Annotated in this window: 19 protein-coding genes; 15 read left to right on the top strand and 4 right to left on the bottom strand. The window is 63.1% G+C overall.

Annotated elements, in window-relative coordinates:
* Positions 1-153: 153 nt before the first annotated feature.
* The 8 genes from NKI21_RS22595 to NKI21_RS22560 all read left to right on the top strand — a co-directional run bounded on the left by NKI21_RS22595 (position 154) and on the right by NKI21_RS22560 (position 8463).
* Positions 154-1539, top strand: a complete 1386-nt coding sequence (locus tag NKI21_RS22595) for a M20/M25/M40 family metallo-hydrolase (RefSeq protein WP_352610150.1) — start codon at positions 154-156, stop codon at positions 1537-1539.
* A gap of 124 nt (positions 1540-1663) precedes the next feature.
* Positions 1664-2284: a ribonuclease D gene (locus NKI21_RS22590; protein ID WP_031213535.1), complete on the top strand. Its 621-nt coding sequence runs from the start codon at positions 1664-1666 to the stop codon at positions 2282-2284.
* A gap of 85 nt (positions 2285-2369) precedes the next feature.
* Positions 2370-2573, top strand: a complete 204-nt coding sequence (locus NKI21_RS22585) for a hypothetical protein (RefSeq protein ID WP_127296410.1) — start codon at positions 2370-2372, stop codon at positions 2571-2573.
* 110 nt (positions 2574-2683) lie between these two features.
* On the top strand, positions 2684-2938 hold the full coding sequence (locus NKI21_RS22580) for a GlsB/YeaQ/YmgE family stress response membrane protein (RefSeq protein ID WP_013529551.1): 255 nt from the start codon (positions 2684-2686) through the stop codon (positions 2936-2938).
* A gap of 25 nt (positions 2939-2963) precedes the next feature.
* On the top strand, positions 2964-3110 hold the full coding sequence (locus NKI21_RS22575) for a hypothetical protein (protein ID WP_013529552.1): 147 nt from the start codon (positions 2964-2966) through the stop codon (positions 3108-3110).
* A gap of 33 nt (positions 3111-3143) precedes the next feature.
* The gene (locus NKI21_RS22570; protein ID WP_352610152.1) at positions 3144-4058 is read left to right on the top strand and encodes a hypothetical protein; all 915 of its coding nucleotides are present in this window, start codon (positions 3144-3146) and stop codon (positions 4056-4058) included.
* Between the two features lie 23 nt (positions 4059-4081).
* Positions 4082-6052, top strand: coding sequence for an acyltransferase family protein (locus NKI21_RS22565; protein WP_352610154.1), 1971 nt, complete (start codon positions 4082-4084; stop codon positions 6050-6052).
* Positions 6053-6201: 149 nt separating this feature from the next.
* Positions 6202-8463 carry a transglycosylase domain-containing protein gene (locus NKI21_RS22560; protein ID WP_352867386.1) on the top strand — a complete coding sequence of 754 codons (2262 nt, stop codon included), beginning with the start codon at positions 6202-6204 and terminating at the stop codon, positions 8461-8463.
* 9 nt (positions 8464-8472) lie between these two features.
* On the opposite strand, the gene NKI21_RS22555 is transcribed toward NKI21_RS22560, so the two are convergent.
* A complete protein-coding gene (locus NKI21_RS22555) occupies positions 8473-8835 on the bottom strand; it encodes a nuclear transport factor 2 family protein (RefSeq protein WP_352610157.1) in 363 nt (120 codons plus the stop codon).
* A 164-nt stretch (positions 8836-8999) separates the two neighbouring features.
* Here NKI21_RS22555 and NKI21_RS22550 point away from each other — a divergent pair, with 164 nt between their 5' ends.
* Positions 9000-9752 carry an SDR family NAD(P)-dependent oxidoreductase gene (locus tag NKI21_RS22550; protein ID WP_023812510.1) on the top strand — a complete coding sequence of 251 codons (753 nt, stop codon included), beginning with the start codon at positions 9000-9002 and terminating at the stop codon, positions 9750-9752.
* Positions 9753-9765: 13 nt separating this feature from the next.
* Here NKI21_RS22550 and NKI21_RS22545 read toward each other — a convergent pair whose 3' ends face one another.
* Complete coding sequence (locus tag NKI21_RS22545; protein ID WP_352867382.1) at positions 9766-10686, bottom strand: zinc-binding dehydrogenase; 921 nt, start codon at positions 10684-10686, stop codon at positions 9766-9768.
* A gap of 117 nt (positions 10687-10803) precedes the next feature.
* Between NKI21_RS22545 and NKI21_RS22540 the strand changes: the two genes are divergently transcribed.
* Positions 10804-11613: an AraC family transcriptional regulator gene (locus NKI21_RS22540; protein ID WP_352867379.1), complete on the top strand. Its 810-nt coding sequence runs from the start codon at positions 10804-10806 to the stop codon at positions 11611-11613.
* A 70-nt stretch (positions 11614-11683) separates the two neighbouring features.
* Here NKI21_RS22540 and ybaL read toward each other — a convergent pair whose 3' ends face one another.
* Positions 11684-13477, bottom strand: coding sequence for a YbaL family putative K(+) efflux transporter (gene ybaL / locus NKI21_RS22535; RefSeq protein WP_352867376.1), 1794 nt, complete (start codon positions 13475-13477; stop codon positions 11684-11686).
* Between the two features lie 223 nt (positions 13478-13700).
* Entirely contained in the window at positions 13701-14150 is a 450-nt protein-coding gene (locus tag NKI21_RS22530) for a baeRF12 domain-containing protein (RefSeq protein ID WP_023812513.1), read from the bottom strand.
* Positions 14151-14570: 420 nt separating this feature from the next.
* Between NKI21_RS22530 and cysG the strand changes: the two genes are divergently transcribed.
* From cysG to NKI21_RS22505, 5 genes are all read left to right on the top strand, one after another.
* Positions 14571-16022, top strand: coding sequence for a siroheme synthase CysG (gene cysG, locus NKI21_RS22525; protein WP_023812515.1), 1452 nt, complete (start codon positions 14571-14573; stop codon positions 16020-16022).
* Positions 16019-16312: a DUF2849 domain-containing protein gene (locus NKI21_RS22520; protein ID WP_023812516.1), complete on the top strand. Its 294-nt coding sequence runs from the start codon at positions 16019-16021 to the stop codon at positions 16310-16312. Before cysG ends, NKI21_RS22520 begins: the two co-directional genes overlap by 4 nt.
* A gap of 43 nt (positions 16313-16355) precedes the next feature.
* A complete protein-coding gene (locus tag NKI21_RS22515; RefSeq protein WP_023812517.1) occupies positions 16356-18026 on the top strand; it encodes a nitrite/sulfite reductase in 1671 nt (556 codons plus the stop codon).
* Positions 18001-18765 (top strand): phosphoadenylyl-sulfate reductase, encoded by a 765-nt coding sequence (locus NKI21_RS22510; protein ID WP_023812518.1) that lies wholly within the window; start codon positions 18001-18003, stop codon positions 18763-18765. The genes NKI21_RS22515 and NKI21_RS22510 overlap by 26 nt, the downstream gene beginning before the upstream one ends.
* A 111-nt stretch (positions 18766-18876) precedes the next feature.
* Positions 18877-19410, top strand: coding sequence for a DUF934 domain-containing protein (locus NKI21_RS22505; protein ID WP_023812519.1), 534 nt, complete (start codon positions 18877-18879; stop codon positions 19408-19410).
* Positions 19411-19477 lie beyond the last annotated feature (67 nt).

The raw sequence follows: 19477 nt of genomic DNA, 5'->3' as shown, positions 1-19477 counted from the left end.
GTTTCGAGTAGAAGGCCGCCGTGGTTCCCCCTCCACCACGGCGGTCTTTTTTATCCCAGACAGACGTTTGCAGCCCGTGGTCCAATGATCGCGGGCTTTTCGTTTTGCTGTCCTGCCTTTACGGTTCGGGTTCTGAATCGAAAGGCTTCACATATGTCCGCAGTTTCCCCCGTCCTCGACCGTCTCGACAAGAATCTCGACCAGAGCCTCGAACGCCTGTTCGGCCTGCTCAGGATCAAGTCGATCTCCACCGATCCGGCCTATGCCGCCGACTGCCGCAAGGCGGCGGAATGGCTCGTGGCGGAGCTCAAGCTGATCGGCTTCGATGCCAGTGTGCGCGACACGCCCGGACACCCGATGGTGGTCGCCCATCACGATGGCCCGGCCGGTTCGCCGCATGTGCTGTTTTACGGCCATTATGACGTGCAGCCGGTCGATCCGATCGAATTGTGGGAAAGCGACCCGTTCGCCCCCGCGGTCAAGGAGGTCGGCCCGGATCACAAGGTGATCACCGGACGCGGCTCGGCCGACGACAAGGGCCAGCTGATGACCTTCGTCGAGGCCTGCCGCGCCTGGAAGCAGGTGCACGGCAATTTGCCTTGCCGCATCACCATCCTGTTCGAGGGCGAAGAGGAATCCGGCTCGCCCTCGTTGAAGCCGTTCCTCGAAGCCAATGCCGACGAACTCAAGGCCGATTTCGCGCTGGTCTGCGATACCGGCATGTGGGACCGCGACACGCCGTCGATCTGCGTCGGGCTGCGCGGGCTGGTCGGTGAGGAGATCACGGTGAAGGCGGCCGATCGCGACCTACATTCGGGCCTCTATGGGGGTGCCGCCGCCAACCCCATCCGCATCCTGGCCAAGGTGCTGGCCGATATCCACGACAAGGACGGTCACATCACCATTCCCGGCTTCTATGACGGCGTCGAGGAAACGCCTTCGCAGATCCTGAAATCTTGGGAGACGCTGGGCGAGACGGCCGAGACGTTCCTCGGGCCAGTCGGCCTGTCGATCCCGTCGGGCGAAAAGGGCCGCTCCGTGCTGGAGTTGACCTGGGCGCGGCCGACGGCCGAGTTCAACGGCATCATCGGCGGCTACACCGGCAAGGGCTTCAAGACGGTGATCGCGGCCGAAGCCTCGGCGAAGGTGTCGTTTCGCCTCGTACACAAGCAGGATCCCAAGAAAATCCGCGCGGCGTTCCAGAAATTCGTCAAGGAGCGGATTCCGGCCGACTGCTCGGTCGAATTCCATCCGCATGGCGGCTCGCCGGCAATCCAGCTTTCCTACGACTCGCCCTTCCTGGCCAAGGCCAAGGATGCGCTGTCCGACGAATGGCCGAAGCCGGCGGTGACGACGGGCAGCGGCGGGTCGATCCCGGTGGTCGGCGACTTCCAGACCTATCTCGGTATGGAATCGCTGCTGGTCGGGTTCGGCCTCGACGACGACCGCATCCACTCGCCCAACGAGAAATACGAGCTCAGCTCCTTCCACAAGGGCCAGCGCTCCTGGGCGCGGATTCTCGATGCGCTGACCCGCTGACGCGGCGTGAAAATCAACTTTCAGTTGATTTTTCAGCGGAACGCGGCGAGGACGGGCCACAAGACAAAGCGCTACAGCGTCCCTTGCGGGTCAAGGGACGCGCAAGGCTCGACCGGAGAAGACAATGGCCGATATCCGTTTCCACAAGCATGATCTGCCCGACCTCTCGCACTACAATGTCGGGGCAGTGGCCATCGACACCGAAACGCTGGGGCTCAATCCGCATCGCGACCGGCTGTGCGTGGTGCAGATTTCGCCTGGCGACGGCACGGCCGATGTGATCCAGATCGCGCCCGGCCAGAAGAAGGCGCCGAACCTCGTCAGCCTGCTGCGGAACCGCGGCGTAACCAAGCTGTTCCACTACGGACGCTTCGACCTTGCCGTGCTCTACAATGCGTTCGGCGTCATGCCCGAGCCGGTGTTCTGCACCAAGATCGCCTCGCGGCTGACCCGCACCTACACCGACCGCCACGGGCTGAAGGACATCTGCTTCGAGCTTCTTGGCGTCGGCCTCTCCAAGGCGCAGCAATCGTCGGACTGGGCGGCCGAGACGCTGTCGCCCGAACAGCTCGAATATGCAGCTTCCGATGTGCTCTATCTGCACCGGTTGCGCGATGTGCTTGCCGGACGGCTGGCGCGCGATGGGCGGATCAAGGAAGCCGATGCCTGCTTCCGCTTCCTGCCGACGCGTGCCAAGCTTGACCTGATGGGCTGGGACGAAGAGGATATCTTCGCCCATAGCTGACGGTCGTCGGCGCGCTCCGCGGCTGGAACCGATGCGGGCCGCGGCGTTCTGTCGGCTCAGCTTTGCCGGCTCAAAAGGGGATGACATGACGGACAGAAAGCCGATTGCGACCGCACCGACAGACGGCTCCAAGGTCTCCGTGACCTGGAAGGACAGCGACGGGGTCATCAATGAATCCATCGCGCAATATCGCGACGACGGCTGGTGGGTCTATATCGACAGTCACACGCAAAAGAAGGTCGAGCCGACCAGTTGGCGCCCTGCCGCAAGCGACGATGACGATCAATGATGGCGCCGCTGGTGAGGCCGACCGCTTTCGAATAGCCTGAAGCCGTTGATATCGAGGCCGATTCGGAGCTTTCCGTTCCGCCGTCGCCCTCTTGCTCGGAGGAACTCTCTATGGGTGTCGAAAGCCTGCTCGTCTTCATCATCATCGGTGCCATCGCCGGCTGGCTCGCCGGTCTTATCGTTTCCGGCTTCGGCTTCGGTCTGATCGGCAACATCATTGTCGGTATCGTCGGCGCGTTCATCGCTGGCTGGCTGTTTCCGAGGATCGGATTTTCCATCGGCGGCGGCACTCTCGCCGCGATCATCCATGCCACGATCGGCGCCATCATCCTGCTGGTGCTGGTCAAGGTCCTGAAAAGAGCCTGAGGCTCGACAACGCAAAGAGCGCGCCATGAAACAGAATACGCTCTATCTCGTCATTGGCGCGCTCGTCGTCGTGGTCATTGCGCTCGGCATCTACGTCTATCGCGAGCAGACCAAACCCAAAGGCGTCGAACTCAAGATCGACGACAAGGGCATTTCGATCCAGCAGAACTAGCCTGCACCGGTGGGGCAGATGCAGGAGCGCGACATGGGGGCTTCCGACGCGCCGGAAGACGACGATCCGCCCAGAATTACCGTCGCGGAATGGGAGAGGCTGAACAGGCCGCCAAGGCGCGAGGCGCTGTTGCGCTATCATTGGCGGGTGTTTCGCTTTCTGAGGACATCCGCGCCGGTCAGCGAATTGCAAGGGCAAGAGCAGGTATTCCGCGGTGCGGTCGTCGCCACCGTGGCCTTCAACCGGCCCGAAATGATCGAATGGCAGATCCACCTGGTGCGCCGATACGTTGCCGAGCACGAGAGCTACATCGTCTTCGACAACAGCAAGAAGGACGAGGCGAGGCAAGCGATCCGCGATCTCTGCCGTCGCCAGCATGTTCCCTATGTGGCATTGCCGAAGAACAGGCTGGTCGTCAGCAGATCGCACGGTCAAGCGCTCAACTGGATCGTGCGGAATTTCTTGCCTGGGTTCGGGCCGAAGCTTTTCGGCTTCATCGATCATGACATCTTTCCAACTGAACCATTTTCGATCCGCGACCGGATGGAGGGCAAGAGCCTCTACGGCAGCGTGCGGCGCGATACGCCGACACCAGGCGGCTGGTTTTTGTGGCCCGGCTTCTGTTTTTTCGATGGAAGCCTGTTGCGACGGCGGCTGGATTTCGCCCCGAGCTACAAGTTTCATATGGATTCCGGCGGCGGCAACTGGCCGGTGCTCTACAGGTCGATCGACCCGGCGATGGTTCGGTTCGCTGAAAACAAATCGCTTCGCTTCGGCGCTGGACATGATCAATCCGAGGATTTTTTCATGGTGGTCGATGGCTGGCTGCATGTAACGAACGCCTCGAACTGGAGGCGACAGCAGGTTGACAGGAGCGAACACATTCTCGCGCTGTTGCGGCAAGCGGGCGGTCCCGACCAGCCGGATGTGAAGTTCGAGCCCATCTGAAATCAGGTCTGAGGCGGGTGGTGTTGACAGAAAACGCTGAGGGGCCTGTTGCATTGCGGCCTGAAATCCAGGGGCTGCGTGGCATTGCCGTTGCCCTGGTGGTGGTTTTCCACATCTGGCCCGCGGTTCTTCCTGGTGGGTATGTCGGGGTCGATGTGTTCTTCGTCATCTCGGGCTATCTCATCACCGGTCTGCTTGCCCGCATGGCGTTGCGCGATGGTCGCATCTCGCTGATGGCCTTTTATTCGCGGCGAGTGCGGCGACTGCTGCCGACTGCGATCCTGGCCCTTCTTGCCACGCTCGCCGGAACGCTGGTCTTCCTGTCCATGGCCCGTTGGGAAGAGACGGCGATCCAGGTCGCTGCCAGTGCGCTCTATGTGCAGAACTGGCGGCTTGCCTGGCAGGCGGTCGACTATCTCGGCGCCGAGGAGGCGGCGAGCCCGGTACAACATTACTGGTCTCTATCGATCGAGGAGCAGTTCTATATCGTCTGGCCATTGCTGATGGTGGCAGGCCTTTGGCTGGCGCGCCGTCTCGGGCGGCCAGCGAAAGGCGTATTCCTCGTAGGGCTGACCGCGGTTTTTGCCGGATCGCTGATCGCCTCGGTTCTCATCACCCGGAGCGATCCGGCCGCCGCTTATTTCGTAACCCATACCCGTCTGTGGGAGCTGGCGCTCGGTGGCCTGCTGGCGCTGACGGTCCATCGGTTCAGGGCAGGGCTGCCATTGCGCACCGCAATGGCGATGACCGGTATTGGCGCTATCGGGTTTTCAGCGCTTTTCCTTTCCGCCTCGACGCCATTTCCTGGCGCTCTTGCGTTGCTGCCGACCCTGGGAACGGTGCTCATCATTGCCGCCGGCGGCATCAAACTAGGTCGGTTTCGCGCACTTGACGCCAGCATCCTTTGCTATGTCGGCGACCGGTCGTATTCGATCTACCTCTGGCATTGGCCGCTGGTTGTTTTCTATTCGGCGCATCGCCCCGCCGCCGGGCTCTTTGCAGGTGTCGTGCTGATCGCCCTGACGCTGGCAATCTCGGACCTGTCCTACCGATATGTCGAACAGCGCTACCGGCAGCCGCGGCCGGATACGGAACGGAAACCTCTGGCCTATGCCACTGCCGCCGTTGCCGTCTGCGTGATGGTGTCGGGTGGGTTCGGCTATGCGCTCGACAGGCAAGACGTCGATATCACCCTGATCGGGACACCGAATTATCCAGGGCCGGCAGCGCTGCTTGCCAACGCTTCGGTTCCGCGCGACGTGGAACTGCTGCCATCCCTCGGCAAACTCAGGCGTGACGTACCGATCGTCTATCGACTGAAATGCCATCAGGAGCAGGACAGCACGCAAGCTGTGGGCTGCCAGCTCGGCGATCCCCAGGGAACCAGGACCATTGTCGTCGCAGGCGATTCACACGCAGCACAATGGATCCCGGCCATCGACGAGATTGCCAGGGACCGCAAGTGGAAACTGGTCACCTTCACCAAGGCTGCATGCCCTTTCACCCTTGCCGCGGTGACGGATGACGGTAAGCCGTATGAGGCCTGCGCAACATGGCGCGACAACGTTCTCGCCGAGATCAGGAAATTGCGGCCAGACCTGATGTTCACCAGCCAGTCTCGCTATTCCGACACACCGGAGCCAGCAATGATCGACGGTTTGCGCGGCATCTGGAGCGACTTGAACAGAGCCGGCGTGCGCATTATCGCCATCCGGAACACGCCTTTCGTCAAGTTCGATCCCGGTGATTGCCTGGCCGCCGATCCCGACAAATGCGTCAACGCGCGACACGAGGTGGAGACGAGCGACGTCTTCGCCCTCGCCGCAGGGGCATTGCCGGGGGTCCGCGTCGTTGACATGAACGATGCCTTATGTGGCAAGAACAGCTGTTCGGCCGTGGTCGGCAACATCATCGTCTGGCGCGACCATCACCATATGACGGCCACCTATGCGCTGGCGCTGGCGCCCTATCTGGCGAAGGCGGCGGGTCTCTAGCGAGATATCAAGGCGTAGCGGCTTTTTCGCATCAACATCGTTGACCAATGCCAAGGCCGGCATTCGGACACGACTTAACCCGCCCTTAAATCGCCGCATCTACTCTTCAACCCGAACGCCATAGGCATCGGGGATATCAAGCACAGCGCATGGCGAACCGCAGGGACAGTCGCATCGAACCCAGTTTCGAGGGGCCGCCGCAGGCGCGGTCCTCGGCGGGTCTTTCGGTGAACGAGGAGGATCGCGTCGTGCCGAGCAATCGCAAAGCCTCCGCAAAACGCAAGCCGGCCAAAGGGAAATCGTCGCGGGCCAAGCGCGGCAGAAGCCGGCGCGGCCTGTTCGGTGTGCTCGGCCGGCTGTTCTACTGGTGCTTCGTGCTGGCCATCTGGGGCGGCATCGGCGTGGCCGGCATCGTCGTCTACTATGGCGCCAAGATGCCGGCGGCGACGACCTGGTCGATTCCCGACCGCGCCCCCAACATCAAGATCGTTTCGGCAGATGGCCAATTGCTCGCCAATCGCGGCATGAGCGGTGGCGAGGCCGTCGGCCTGCATGAAATGTCGCCCTATATCCCGGAAGCCGTCATCGCTATTGAAGATCGGCGCTTCTACTCGCATTTCGGTATCGACCCGATCGGGCTTTCTCGCGCCATGGTCACCAATGTGCTTGGCGGGCATTTCTCGCAGGGCGGTTCGACGCTGACCCAGCAATTGGCGAAGAACCTGTTCCTGACACCCGACCGCACGCTGGAGCGCAAGGTGCAGGAAGTGCTGCTGGCGCTGTGGCTGGAGCACAAGCACACCAAGGACCAGATCCTCGAAATGTACCTCAACCGGGTTTATTTCGGTTCCGGCGCCTATGGCGTCGAGGCCGCCTCGCGCCGCTATTTCGGCAAGAGCGCGCGTGACGTCACCCTGTCGGAAGCCGCATTGCTTGCCGGCCTGTTGAAGGCGCCGTCGCGGCTGTCGCCGGCACGCGATCCGAAGGCCGCCGAGGAACGCTCGCAACTGGTGCTTGCCGCCATGCGCGACGAGGGAAAGATCAGCGCCAAGGAACTGACCTCGGCAATGAGCGCGCCGGCAACGCGTGCGCCGTCCTACTGGACCGGCTCGGAGAATTACGTCGCCGATACCATCATGGAGGAACTGCCCGACCTGATCGGCGACGTACGCGGCGACATCGTCATCGACAGCACCGTCGACCTGAACCTGCAGAAGCTCGCCGAACAATCGATCCGCAGGCTGATCGACGACAGCGGCAAGAAGCTCAACGTCAGCCAGGGCGCCCTGGTGTCGATCGACGATTCCGGCGCGGTGCGCGCCATGGTCGGCGGCTACGACTATTCGACGAGCCAGTTCGACCGTGCTTCGGAGGCACGTCGCCAGCCGGGCTCGGCGTTCAAGCCGTTCGTCTATATGGCCGCGCTCGAAGCCGGTCGCACGCCCGACAGCATCCGCAACGATGCGCCGATCAAGATCGGCAATTGGACGCCCGACAATTACGGCGGCAAGTATTTCGGCAAGGTGACGCTGGCCACCGCGCTGGCCAAGTCGCTGAACTCGGTGGCGGCGCAACTGACCATGGAGGTCGGGCCGAACGCGGTCGTCGAGGCGGCGCACCGCATGGGCATCCAGTCCGATCTGCAGTCCAACACCTCGATCGCGCTCGGCACTTCGGAAGTGACGCCGCTGGAGCTGACCTCGGCCTATGTCCCCTTTGCCAATGGCGGCTACAAGCCCGACATCCATTTCATCCGGCGCGTGACGACCACCGAGGGCAAGGTGCTTTACGACAGCGGCGGCGGCAGCGCGCCGCGCGTCGTCAAGCCTGAGATCGTGGGCATGATGAACTCGATGATGACGGGCACGGTTGAGATCGGCACTGCCCGGAAAGCGGCTTTCGCCTGGCCATCGGCCGGCAAGACCGGCACCAGTCAGAATTCGCGCGACGCCTGGTTCGTGGGCTACACCGCCAACCTCACCACCGGTGTGTGGTTCGGCAATGACGATGGCAGCCCGATGAAGAAGGTCACCGGCGGCGCACTGCCGGCGCAGGCCTGGCACGAGTTCATGGTTGCGGCCCACGAGGGTGTGCCGGTGCGGCCACTGCCCGGCACCTGGAAATCGACGCCGGCCGACACATTCGTCCCCGACGAGATACCCTCGGCGAACAACACGGCGCCGGTTCCGTCAACGTCGGTCGGCCAGCAGGCTCCGGCGCGGCCAGCAGCGCCGGTTGCCCAAGCGCCGTCCCGCGCGGCCCGTCCCGCCCAAACCGTAGATGCCGATGGCCTTTCCATGCCAGAGGATGACGGCGCCACCGCATCGATCAAGCACCCGGTGCCGCCAGGCGACGTCGGCGGTCCGCGCAAAAAGCGGCAGACCTCCATCCTCGAACTCCTTGGCGGCTGATCCGATCCGCTAATTCCGTGGTTTGGCGTTGCCCAATTTCTTGCTGTCAAAGGTCAGGTTGTCGCTGTGAATCTTGCCATCGCGGACGGTAAGGTGCTTGGCGCAGGAAAGCGCGCCGGACGACTTTGTCATCAAGTCATACATCAGCAGCGCCTGGTGATCGTCGCCGAAAGCAGCGATCATGCGCACACCGGTCACATCCTGTGAAAGTTTGGTCAGGCCCTTCAGGTAGGGGGCCTTGCCGGTCGATTGCTGCATCGGCCCATCAAAAACGACGTCGTCGGCGACATAGGATGCTGGCTTTTCGAGGTCGTGGCCTGTCCACGCCTTGGTGAAGGCCGTGGCGATGTCGAGGGGTGCTGTCTGTGTCATGGCTCTGTCCGATTGATTTGATGTGAAACCCCGCACCCTTGTCCTGCACTCCCGAACCAACGGCGAGTTGGCTTCCCGGTTCCTCCTTTGACGTGAATGGTGACATTTCGGCCTCTCGCCACCTCGGCGGCGTTCGGCTACATCTGCCGGCCGGAGACCTTGAAATGACTGAACTCGACACCAGAAAGACCATCGTGCTGACCGGCGCCAGCCGCGGCATCGGCCACGCCACCGTCAAGCGTTTTTCGCGCGAGGGCTGGCGCGTCATCACCTGCTCCAGGCAGGCTTTCGCCGAGGATTGCCCGTGGCCGGCCGGGCCGGAAGACCACATCAAGGTCGATCTCGCCGATCAGGAGGATGTCGGCATCGCCGTCTCCGAAATCCGCCACCGGCTGGAAGCGCATGGCGGCCAGCTGCATGCACTGGTCAACAATGCCGGCATTTCGCCGAAGCTCAAGGACGGCAACAGCCGTATGGATTCGATCGACACGCCGATGCATGTCTGGCGCGACGTGTTCCAGGTCAATTTCTTCGCGCCGATCATGCTGGCGCGCGGCCTGTTCAAGGAACTGGCGGCGGCCAAGGGCTCGATCGTCAACGTAACCTCGATCGCCGGAACCCGCGTGCATCCCTTCGCCGGCACGGCCTACGCGACATCGAAGGCGGCACTTGGCTCGCTGACGCGCGAGATGGCACATGATTTCGGCCCGCACGGCATCCGCGTCAACGCCATTGCGCCCGGCGAGATCGACACCGCGATCCTGTCACCGGGCACCGACAAGATCGTCGAGACGATCCCCTTGAGAAGGCTCGGCACCACGGCCGAAGTCGCCGACATCATCTTCTTCCTGTGCTCGCAGCAGGCGTCCTACGTGACCGGCTCGGAAATTCACATCAATGGCGGCCAGCACGTGTGACAAAACAGGATGCTCATCCTGTTATGGTGAGAACGGCCTTGCCGCTGAAGCTGCGCTGTCGCAGTGCGTTCAGCGCTTGGGCGATGTCTGTCCACGGCACGGTCAAGGCCACGCGCGTTTCGAGCCGGCCGGCTGCGACCAGAGCGAGCAGCGAGGCGATGTCCTCGCCAATGCCTGGTCCAGACGTGTAGTACGCAAAAGTCTGAAGCCTTGCTCCCTCATGATCCGGAACGAACTGGCGGAACCCGACAGGCGTCAGTTCGCCGCTGCTCGAACCGAACATGACGATGGTCCCGCCAGGTGCGATGCGTTCGATCGCGTGTGCGAGGCTTTTGCCGCCCACCGACTCCGTGATCAGCGAAAACGGTCCCTCGGCCAGCTCGATCGCTTCGACAATCTGCCTGGCTCCGAGGCCGCGGAGATCCTCGGCGTGCCGGGCAGCGGCGATTGCCGTCACCGAGGCGCCCTGCTCGCGGGCGAGCTGGACCTGGAAACGGCCGACCGCGCCGCTTGCACCGGTAATCAGCACCTGCTGGCCGGTCAGGTCGCCGCCATGGCGTAGAGTCCTCAGCGCCGTCGTGCCCGCGACTGGCAACGTGGCGGCGGCGGCAAAGCTGACGTCATCGGGCAGGACGGCGAGACGGTCGGTCGGAACGGCGACACGTTGCGCCCATCCGGCTTGATCGACCAAAGCCGCGACGCGGGCGCCAACGGCCGGTCCTGAGCCATCGGCTGCTGCCCGTTCGACGATCCCAGCGATGTCCTGGCCGGGTATCCAGCCGTTCGGACGTATGCTGAGCAGGCGCAGTTCGCCGCGATTCAACGAGGTCGTGTGGACCGAGACAAGCGCCTCGTTCGACGCCGGTTGAGGCTCGGCAAGCTCCGAGATCCTCAGTCCGGTCGCGCTGTCGGAGGAGATGACGAGGGCGAGCATGGTTGATACCTCCTGGCTGCGCGGCGGTCGCACCGCTCGTTCGCAAGTGGACCCTATCGATCTTTGCCTTTGAATAATTTAGATATGAAGGCAATTGATCGCTAAAAGCCGTCAACCATGAAGCAGCCTCTCAGCTACCCCTGGCTCGATTTCGATGTGGATGACCTTTCCGCGCCCGCGATTGCCGTGCGCGTCGATATCCCAGAGACCAGAGCGGAGGTACCCTCCCATTGGCACCGAAAGGGCCAACTCGTTTTCGCGCTTGCAGGCGGCGTCACATGCCGCGTCCCAAGCGGTCTATGGATGGTGCCGCCGCATTGCGGGGTGTGGATCCCAGGCGGCATGGAGCACAGCAATGTCGCAACCGCCAACGCCCGGATTTTTTTCGTCTACATAGAGCCGGGAGCCGCCGATCTGCCGAAGCGGTGCTGCACGCTTTCGATCTCGCCACTGCTGCGCGAATTGATCATCGAGCTTTCCGATCGGATGGAGGATGACGGGGCGAGGGGCGAACTCCTGATCAAGATACTGCTCACCGAATTGCCACGCATGGCTGTCCAGCAGCTACACCTGCCGATCTCGTCCGAGCCGCGCTTGAACAGGATCGCCGAGGCGTTGGCGCAGGATCCCGCCGACCGCAGCACACTGGCGGAATGGGCCAATCGCGTGGCGCTCAGCGAAAGCAGCCTCGCCCGCCTTGTGGCAAAGGAGACAGGGCTGAGTTTCGGGCGCTGGCGCCAGCAATTGCACTTGATCGTTGCAATTCGGGAACTGGCTTCCGGCAAGAGTGTCCAGCAGGTCTCGGGCGATCTCGGCTATGGTTCCGTTACGGCCTTCATCACCATGTTCAAGAAGGCGCTTGGGAAGCCGCCGGCCAAATACCTCAGTGGTATCGCGCAAAATGGCGGCTCTGCATTCGTGGCGTGATGCTCGCTTGAAAGGGTGGTCGAGCCGATCACGGTGCCAGCGTGCGAGAGTGCAGCCTGGGCTTTGGAACTCAGGCCACCGATGGCTCGGCGGTTTCGCGCCTCAACTCCGGTTTGGAACCGAGAACTTCTTCCACAATCCCGCGCGCAATCTCGCGTTCACCCATGATCACCGTATCGGCGCCCAAACCCTTGAGATGTTCGACCTCGGCATCGGAATGGGCACGGGCGATGACGTTGATACCGGGATTGGCGGCGCGGGCGCGGAGCACGATCTGGCCGGCCTCGAAGGCATTGGGGATGGCAAGGATCAGCCGGCTGGCACCTTCGGGATTGGCGGCGGCGAACACTTCGGCATTGGCCGCATTGCCGGCGACGGTCTCGATGCTGTCCGCTTTCAGCTTCGCCAGCGTCTTGTCGGCGTCCTCGATGACCAGGAAGGGCATTGCCGCGTCTTTCAGCGCCGAGCCGACCAGGCCACCGACACGGCCGTAGCCGATCAGGATGGCATGGCCGGTGAGTGCCGTCTTTGGCGGCGGGCCGTCCTCCCTTTTCGTCGTTGCCGCGACAGAGGCTACCTGGCCCGGCTCCGTCGCCGGACCAACCGGTTTTGCCTCAACCGGTGCCGTCCTGGCGGCGCGCCGTTCCAGCCACGGCTTCATCCAGTCGATGGCCAGGAACATCAGCGGATTGAGGACAATCGACAGGATCGCACCGGCCAGAATGAGGTCGCGGCCCTGTTCCGGCAGCAGCTTCAGCCCGACGCCGAGTTCAGCCAGGATGAAGGAGAACTCGCCGATCTGGGCAAGGCTTGCCGAAATTATCAGCGCCGTGGCGATGGGATAGCCGAAGGCGACAACGATGGCGAATGCGGCCAGTGATTTGCCGATGACGATGATGGCGAGCGTCGCCAGGATCGGCCAGCCATTGCTGATCAGGCTGAACGGGTCGAACAGCATGCCGACCGAGACGAAGAATAACACGGAAAAGGCATCGCGCAGCGGCAGCGATTCCTCGGCGGCGCGGTGGCTGAGCTCGGACTCGCTCATGATCATGCCGGCGAAGAAGGCGCCCAGCGCCAGCGAGACACCGAATAGTTTTGCCGCACCGAAGGCGACGCCGAGCGCGATGGCCAAAACCGCCAGCCGGAACAGTTCGCGCGAGCCGGTATGGGCGACGTAATGCAGGATCCAGGGAATGACCCGGCGGCCGACCACCAGCATGACGATCACAAAAGCGGCGACCTTGGCCAGCGTGATGCCGACGACACCCCAGATGCCGTAGCTGGCCGGCAGCGACAGCAGCCCGCTCGCATGTGCGTCGGTCTGCTCCTGGCCGCCGAGCACGCCGGCGAGCGCCGGCAGCAGCACCAGCGCCAGCACCATGGCCAGGTCCTCGACGATCAGCCAGCCGACAGCGATGCGGCCGCGCTCGGTCTCGATCATCCGCCGTTCCTGCAGGGCACGCAGCAGCACCACGGTCGAGGCCACCGACAGCGCCAGGCCGAACACCAGTCCCGCGCCCATCGACCAGCCGAGCATCCACGACAACCCGGCACCGAGTGCGGTGGCAAAGCCGATCTGGACGATGGCGCCCGGCACGGCGATGGCACGCACCGACAGCAGATCCTTGAGCGAGAAGTGCAGCCCGACGCCGAACATCAGGAGGATGACGCCGATTTCGGCCAGTTCGTTGGCAAGGCCGGCATCGGCGACGAAGCCAGGCGTGTTCGGCCCGACCAGCACGCCGGCTACGAGATAGCCGACCAGCGGCGGAATGCGGAAGCGATTGGCGAGAGCCCCGAAGACGAAAGCCAGCCCCAGACCGGCGACGATGGTGGCGATAAGGGGCGTGTCATGCGGCATTGTCTATGGAGCGCCTTTCAAAAACAGCGATGTTGGATGAGCGCCGCCCAAAGCCGCCGCCTGTTTGCAATATGGTGGATGGTATGTCGGCGATGCAACCCGCAAAGCCATGAAATCGACGGCGCTGCCGCAAATATTTGACCGGCAGCCGAGAAAGCTGCCGGTCAAATCGGAATTTGTGCGGTGCTATTCGTCTCGATCGGTCAGGGCCGATCGACAATGATCAGGCTGCCTGCAGCAAGGCCTCGATTTCCGGTATGGCATGGTTGGTCAATGTCTTGGGAATTTCGGCGGTCACCTTGTCCCCGACCTCCTTATGCAGCTTTTTGCGCATTGTCCCAAGCACCACCGGCGGTGCGACGAGCACGATCTCGCTGAATTCGCCGTCATGCGCGAGCTTGTAGAGCCGGGCGGCGATTTCATCGGCGAAACGCTCCTTGCCGATGCGGTGCCAGTCCGTATCCTCGACTGCGCTGCGGTGTACGGAGGGACCATCATTGTATCGGCCCGGGCTGTCACTGCCTTGCTCGCGGGTGGGCGGGTTGTCCTGCTGCATTTCCTGCACCACCTCGAGATTCGGATATTTGTTGTCGCCGGCGTTTCGGAGGAAAAGCGCCTTCTCGCCATCGGCCACCATGACCCAGATACCGTGCTTGAGTATGATTGTGTTCATGATGACAGGCTCCTTTTCAGCCGCGTGGTGGCCTTTCGTGGCGTTCCGCAGCCGGGGTTTCGATCCGATATGACAGGCCTTTTGAGAACGCGCCCCGAGCCACTAATGTTCCAGTCGGCAGCCGCGTCGGCGTTGGACATTCTGGCTATCCAGAGTTCGCGGCTTTAATCTACTAATTTGGTAGAATTTAGAAAAAACGGTTTTGCGGCTTTTCTCCCCGGGCGCTAAAAGACCCGGAAAACAAGGCCTGCGACAGCAGCTTGAATCCGCTCCATCTGTAAACGAGAAATATTTTTCTCTTGGCCGGGATGCTTTCAGAAAAGCAATTGCATCCCGATAAGGGATGCGCGAGTGCGTTCCTTCTGGTTTCTCGCGCCCGCGCGTAGAACTGCAAGCTCATTCAGGATTCCGCTCGCGTCCATGTCGCACACTGCTCCCAAGCTCAATGCCTTCCCCGTGTTCATGCGGGTCGAGGGCGAAGCTGTGGCCATCGTTGGCGGCGGCGAAGAGGCGCTGGCCAAGGCGCGGCTGATCGGACAGTCGAGTGCGGTCCTGCGGATTATCGCGGAACACGCCGAGCCTGACCTGCTCGCCTTCGTCGCCCAGGCCGGCGCGAGCCATTTTGCCGCCGCTTACGACGCATCGCAGCTCGAAGGCGCGATCATGGTGTTTGCCGCCAGCGGCGACGAGGAACTCGACCGTCGGGTGGCTGCGGATGCGCGCCGCCTAAGCATTCCGGTCAATGCCGTCGATCGGCCTGAGCTTTGCGATTTCTTCACCCCGGCGCTGGTCAACCGCGCGCCAGTCGCCATCGCCATCGGCACCGAAGGCGCCGGGCCGGTGCTTGCGCAGATGCTGCGCGGCCGCATCGACCGTATGCTGTCGCCGTCGCTCGGGCCGCTGGCAACGCTTGCCGCTTCGTTTCGCGGGGCTGCCGAGAAGCTGCTGCCGAGAGGCAATGCCCGGCGCCGCTTCTGGAATGATTTCTTCACTGGTGCTCCTGCACGCGCGGCTGAAATCGGTCAGCTTTCGCAGGCGCATGATGCTGCCGTCGATCTCCTGCTTTCGAATGCGCCGGCTCGCGGCCACATCGCGCTGGTCGGTGCCGGTCCGGGCGCCGAGGATCTTCTGACCTTGCGCGCACACCGCCTGCTGATGGAAGCCGATGTCATCGTCCATGACGCGCTGGTGCCGGAGGCGGTGGTTGCCATGGGTCGCCGCGATGCCGAGCGTCTGCCGGTCGGAAAGCGCAAGGGCTGTCACACCAAGAGCCAGGCTGAGATCAATGCGCTGCTGGTCGAGCTTGGCCGTGAAGGCAAGCGTGTCGTGCGGCTGAAGTCAGGCGATCCGCTGGTGTTCGGCCGGGCCGGCGAAGAGATGGCGGCACTTCGCGATGCCGGCATCGCCTATGAGGTGGTTCCGGGCGTCACCGCGGCCTTTGCCGCCGCCGCCGATTTCGAACTGCCGCTGACCTTGCGCGGTGTCTCCTCGTCGATGGTGTTCACCACCGGCCACGACCTCAAGGGCAATTCGCTGCCCGACTGGGCCAAGCTCGCCATTTCCGGCGCCACCGTCGCCGTTTATATGGGCCGCTCGGTGGCCGCCGAGGTTGCCGGACGGCTGATCGAGGCGGGTCTGTCGCCAGATACGGCGGTGGCCGTGGTCGAGAATGCCAGCCTCGCCAACCGGCGTCGCTTCCACGGCACGCTTGCCGACCTGCCGTCGCTGGAAACGCGCGCCGATCTTTCCGGCCCGGTCATGACCATCATCGGCGATGCGGTCGCCGGCGCCAACTTTGAACGGTCCGAGCCGCTGGCGGCACACAGGCATGAAGGCGCGTCCAGTTCGGTCGCCGAAGGAGTTCAGCAATGAAGATACTGACCGCCAACCGCCTCACCGACGGTATTGCCGTCTGGTACGCCGATGGCGGCTGGGCCGAGACGGTGGACCATGCCGACCTCGCCCATGACAAGGCAGCCGAGGACAGGCTCGAGGCGACCGGCGCCAAGGCCTATGCCGCCAACGAAGTGGTCGACGTCAATTTGATCGACGCTGAAGTCGTCAACGGCGTCGTCCAACCGGTGCGGCTGCGCGAGAAGATCCGCGCCGCCGGCCCGACCATTCGCAACGATCTCGGCAAGCAGGCTGCGCGGGCAGCATAACCAAGACACCAGGCATGGGCGGACGCGCCCTGAAAGACCAAGCATGTACCGTTACGATGAGTTCGACCACGATTTTGTCCAGGCCCGCGTTGCCGAGTTCAGCGACCAGGTGCAGCGTCGTCTTGCCGGCGAGATCACCGAGGACCAGTTCCGGCCATTGAGGCTGATGAACGGCGTCTATCTTCAACTGCATGCTTACATGCTGCGCATCGCGGTGCCGTACGGCACGCTGAACGGCAAGCAGTTGCGCATGCTTGGCCACATCGCCCGCAAATACGACAAGGGCTACGGCCATTTCACCACGCGCCAGAACATCCAGTTCAACTGGCCGGCGCTGTCTGACATTCCGGCGATCCTGGCGGATCTCGCGAGCGTTGAGATGCATGCCATCCAGACCAGCGGCAATTGCATCCGCAACGTCACCGCAGACCACTTCGCCGGCGCTGCCGCCGACGAAGTCGCCGATCCGCGTCCCTACGCGGAAATCCTGCGCCAGTGGTCGTCGGTGCATCCGGAATTCTCGTTCCTGCCGCGCAAGTTCAAGATCGCGGTGACGGGCGCCGAGCGCGACCGCGCCGCCATTCAGACCCACGACATCGGCCTGCACCTGAAGAAGAACGCCGCCGGCGAACTCGGTTTTGCCGTCTATATCGGCGGCGGCCAGGGCCGCACGCCGATGGTTGCCCGGAAAATCCGCGACTTCCTGCCGGAAGCCGATCTTTTGTCTTACTGCACGGCGATCCTGCGCGTTTACAACCTCTATGGCCGCCGGGACAACAAGTACAAGGCGCGCATCAAGATCCTCGTCCATGAGACCGGCGTCGAGGAGATCACCCGTCAGGTCGAGGCCGAGTGGCTGGAGTTGAAGGACGCCGAGCTGAAGCTGCCGGAAGCCGACATCCGCGCGATCGAGGCCTATTTCGCGCCACCGGTGCTCGCTGGGCGGCCGGAAGGCGACCAGGCGGTCAAGCTGGCGCGGCTCGATTCCAAGGGGTTTTCGGAGTGGCTCGACCAGAACGTCGTGACGCACCGCCATCCCGACTATGCGGCGGTGACGATCTCGCTGAAGGGCATCGGCGAGGTGCCCGGCGACGCTTCGGACAGCCAGATGGAAGCGATCGCCGACATCGCCGAGAAATATGGCTTTGACGAGCTGCGTGTCAGCCATGAGCAGAACCTGATCCTGCCGCATGTGGCCCGCGCCGACCTCAAGGCGGTCTATGATGCGCTGGTCGGCATCGGTCTGGCGACAGCCAACTCCAACCTGATATCGGACATCATCGCTTGCCCGGGCCTCGATTATTGCGCGCTGGCCACGGCGCGCTCGATCCCGATCGCGCAGGAAATCTCGCAACGCTTCGCCTCGCTGGAACGGCAGCGCGAGATCGGCGAACTGAAGCTGAAGATCTCCGGCTGCATCAACGCCTGCGGTCATCACCATGTCGGCCACATCGGCATCCTCGGCGTCGAGAAGAAGGGCTCCGAACTCTATCAGGTGACGCTGGGCGGCTCGGCAGACGAGAACACCTCGGTCGGCGAGATCATCGGCCGCGGCTTCTCGTCGGAAGAGATCACCGACGCCATCGAACAGATCGTCGAGACCTATCTCGGCCTTCGGCTCGACCCACAAGAGAAATTCATCGACGCCTACCGCCGAGTCGGTCCCGCGCCGTTCAAGGAGGCGCTCTATGCTGGCGAAGCCAAGGCCGCTTGACCGTATTGGAGACGTCGATGACGGCATCGCCGCCAAAGCGGCGGGGCTCGATGCGCTCTACGGTCATCTGAAGCCGCTCGAGATCATCGAACGCTCGGCCCGCGAACTGTTCCTTGACGAGATCGCTGCGGTGTCGTCGTTCGGCGCGGATTCGGCTGTGCTGCTGCACATGATCGCCAAGATCGACCGGACACTGCCGGTCATCTTCCTCGACACCGGCAAGCATTTCGAGGAGACGCTCGGCTATCGCGACGCGCTCGCCGCCGATTTCGGGCTGACCAACATAAGGGTGATCAAACCCGAGGAAGCAGCACTCGAACGGATCGATCCGACGGGCAATCTGCATCAGAGCAACACCGACGCCTGCTGCGACGTGCGCAAGGTGGAGCCGCTGGCGCGCGGTGTCGCGCCATTTCGAGCCTGGCTCACCGGCCGCAAGCGTTTCCAGGCCGCGACGCGGGCAGCGCTGCCGGTGTTCGAGGCGGTCGGTCCACGCATCCGCATCAATCCGCTGGCGCATTGGACGACATCGGACCAGGCCGACTATATGCGCGCGCATGCGCTGCGCGAAAATCCACTGGTCGCCTATGGCTATCTGTCGATCGGCTGCTTCCCGTGCACGCAGCCGGTGCAGCCGGGCGAGGACGCGCGCAGCGGCCGCTGGGCCGGTCATGCCAAGACCGAGTGCGGCATTCACCTGTCGGGGCTGGAGAAGTCGCTGACCGACGCATCACTATAGGGTATGCTGAAATTCAGCCGGCCTGCAAACGGCGACCTTCGTCCGGAGACCGCCGGCTTTGCGTGGGATGGACTTTCAGCGGACCTGGATCTTGGGGCTTTAGGAATCTTTATGACTGGACCGACGACACCGGAGACCCGACTCTGGACCACTGCGGGTTTTCACGAGGATGAGTGGACGCATGCCGAAAGCGCCGATGCGCTGTCCGGCAACGGCCGCTTCATCCTGCCGTTGCAAGCCTTCCTCGATCTCGATCCGGAGGTACGCCGCTCGGCCAAGGAACGGCTCGGCGTCGTGCTGCAGCCGGGTGATCAGCTCGAGAAGATTGCCGACCTGCTCGACCAGCTGTCGCTGGTGGCATTGGCCTTCCCGGCCTTCAGCGACGGCCGCTCGTTCTCCAAGGGAGAACTGCTGCGCGGCCGCTACCATTTCGAAGGTGCCGTTCGCGCCACGGGCCAGGTGCTGGTGGACCAGCTGCCGCATATGCTGCGGCTGGGCTTCGACGAGTTCGAGATTTCCAATCCGGTGCTGTTGAAGCGCCTGGAGGAGGACCGTACCGGCGGATTGGGGCTCTACTACCAGCCAGCCGCCGTGCCGGAACCAAAAGGCCCGAAATACTCCTGGCGGCGCGTTCGCAGCAGCTGACGTTGCGGTAATTCCGCGCGTCTTTACATCAGTCGTGTTCAGGCCTTTTCTTGATCATCCGGATGGA

The sequence above is a fragment of the Mesorhizobium sp. M0715 genome (assembly GCF_040320355.1).
GTDB lineage: Bacteria > Pseudomonadota > Alphaproteobacteria > Rhizobiales > Rhizobiaceae > Mesorhizobium.
The sequence above is the reverse complement of the archived record's forward strand: the minus strand, read 5'-3'. Positions and strand labels throughout refer to the sequence as shown.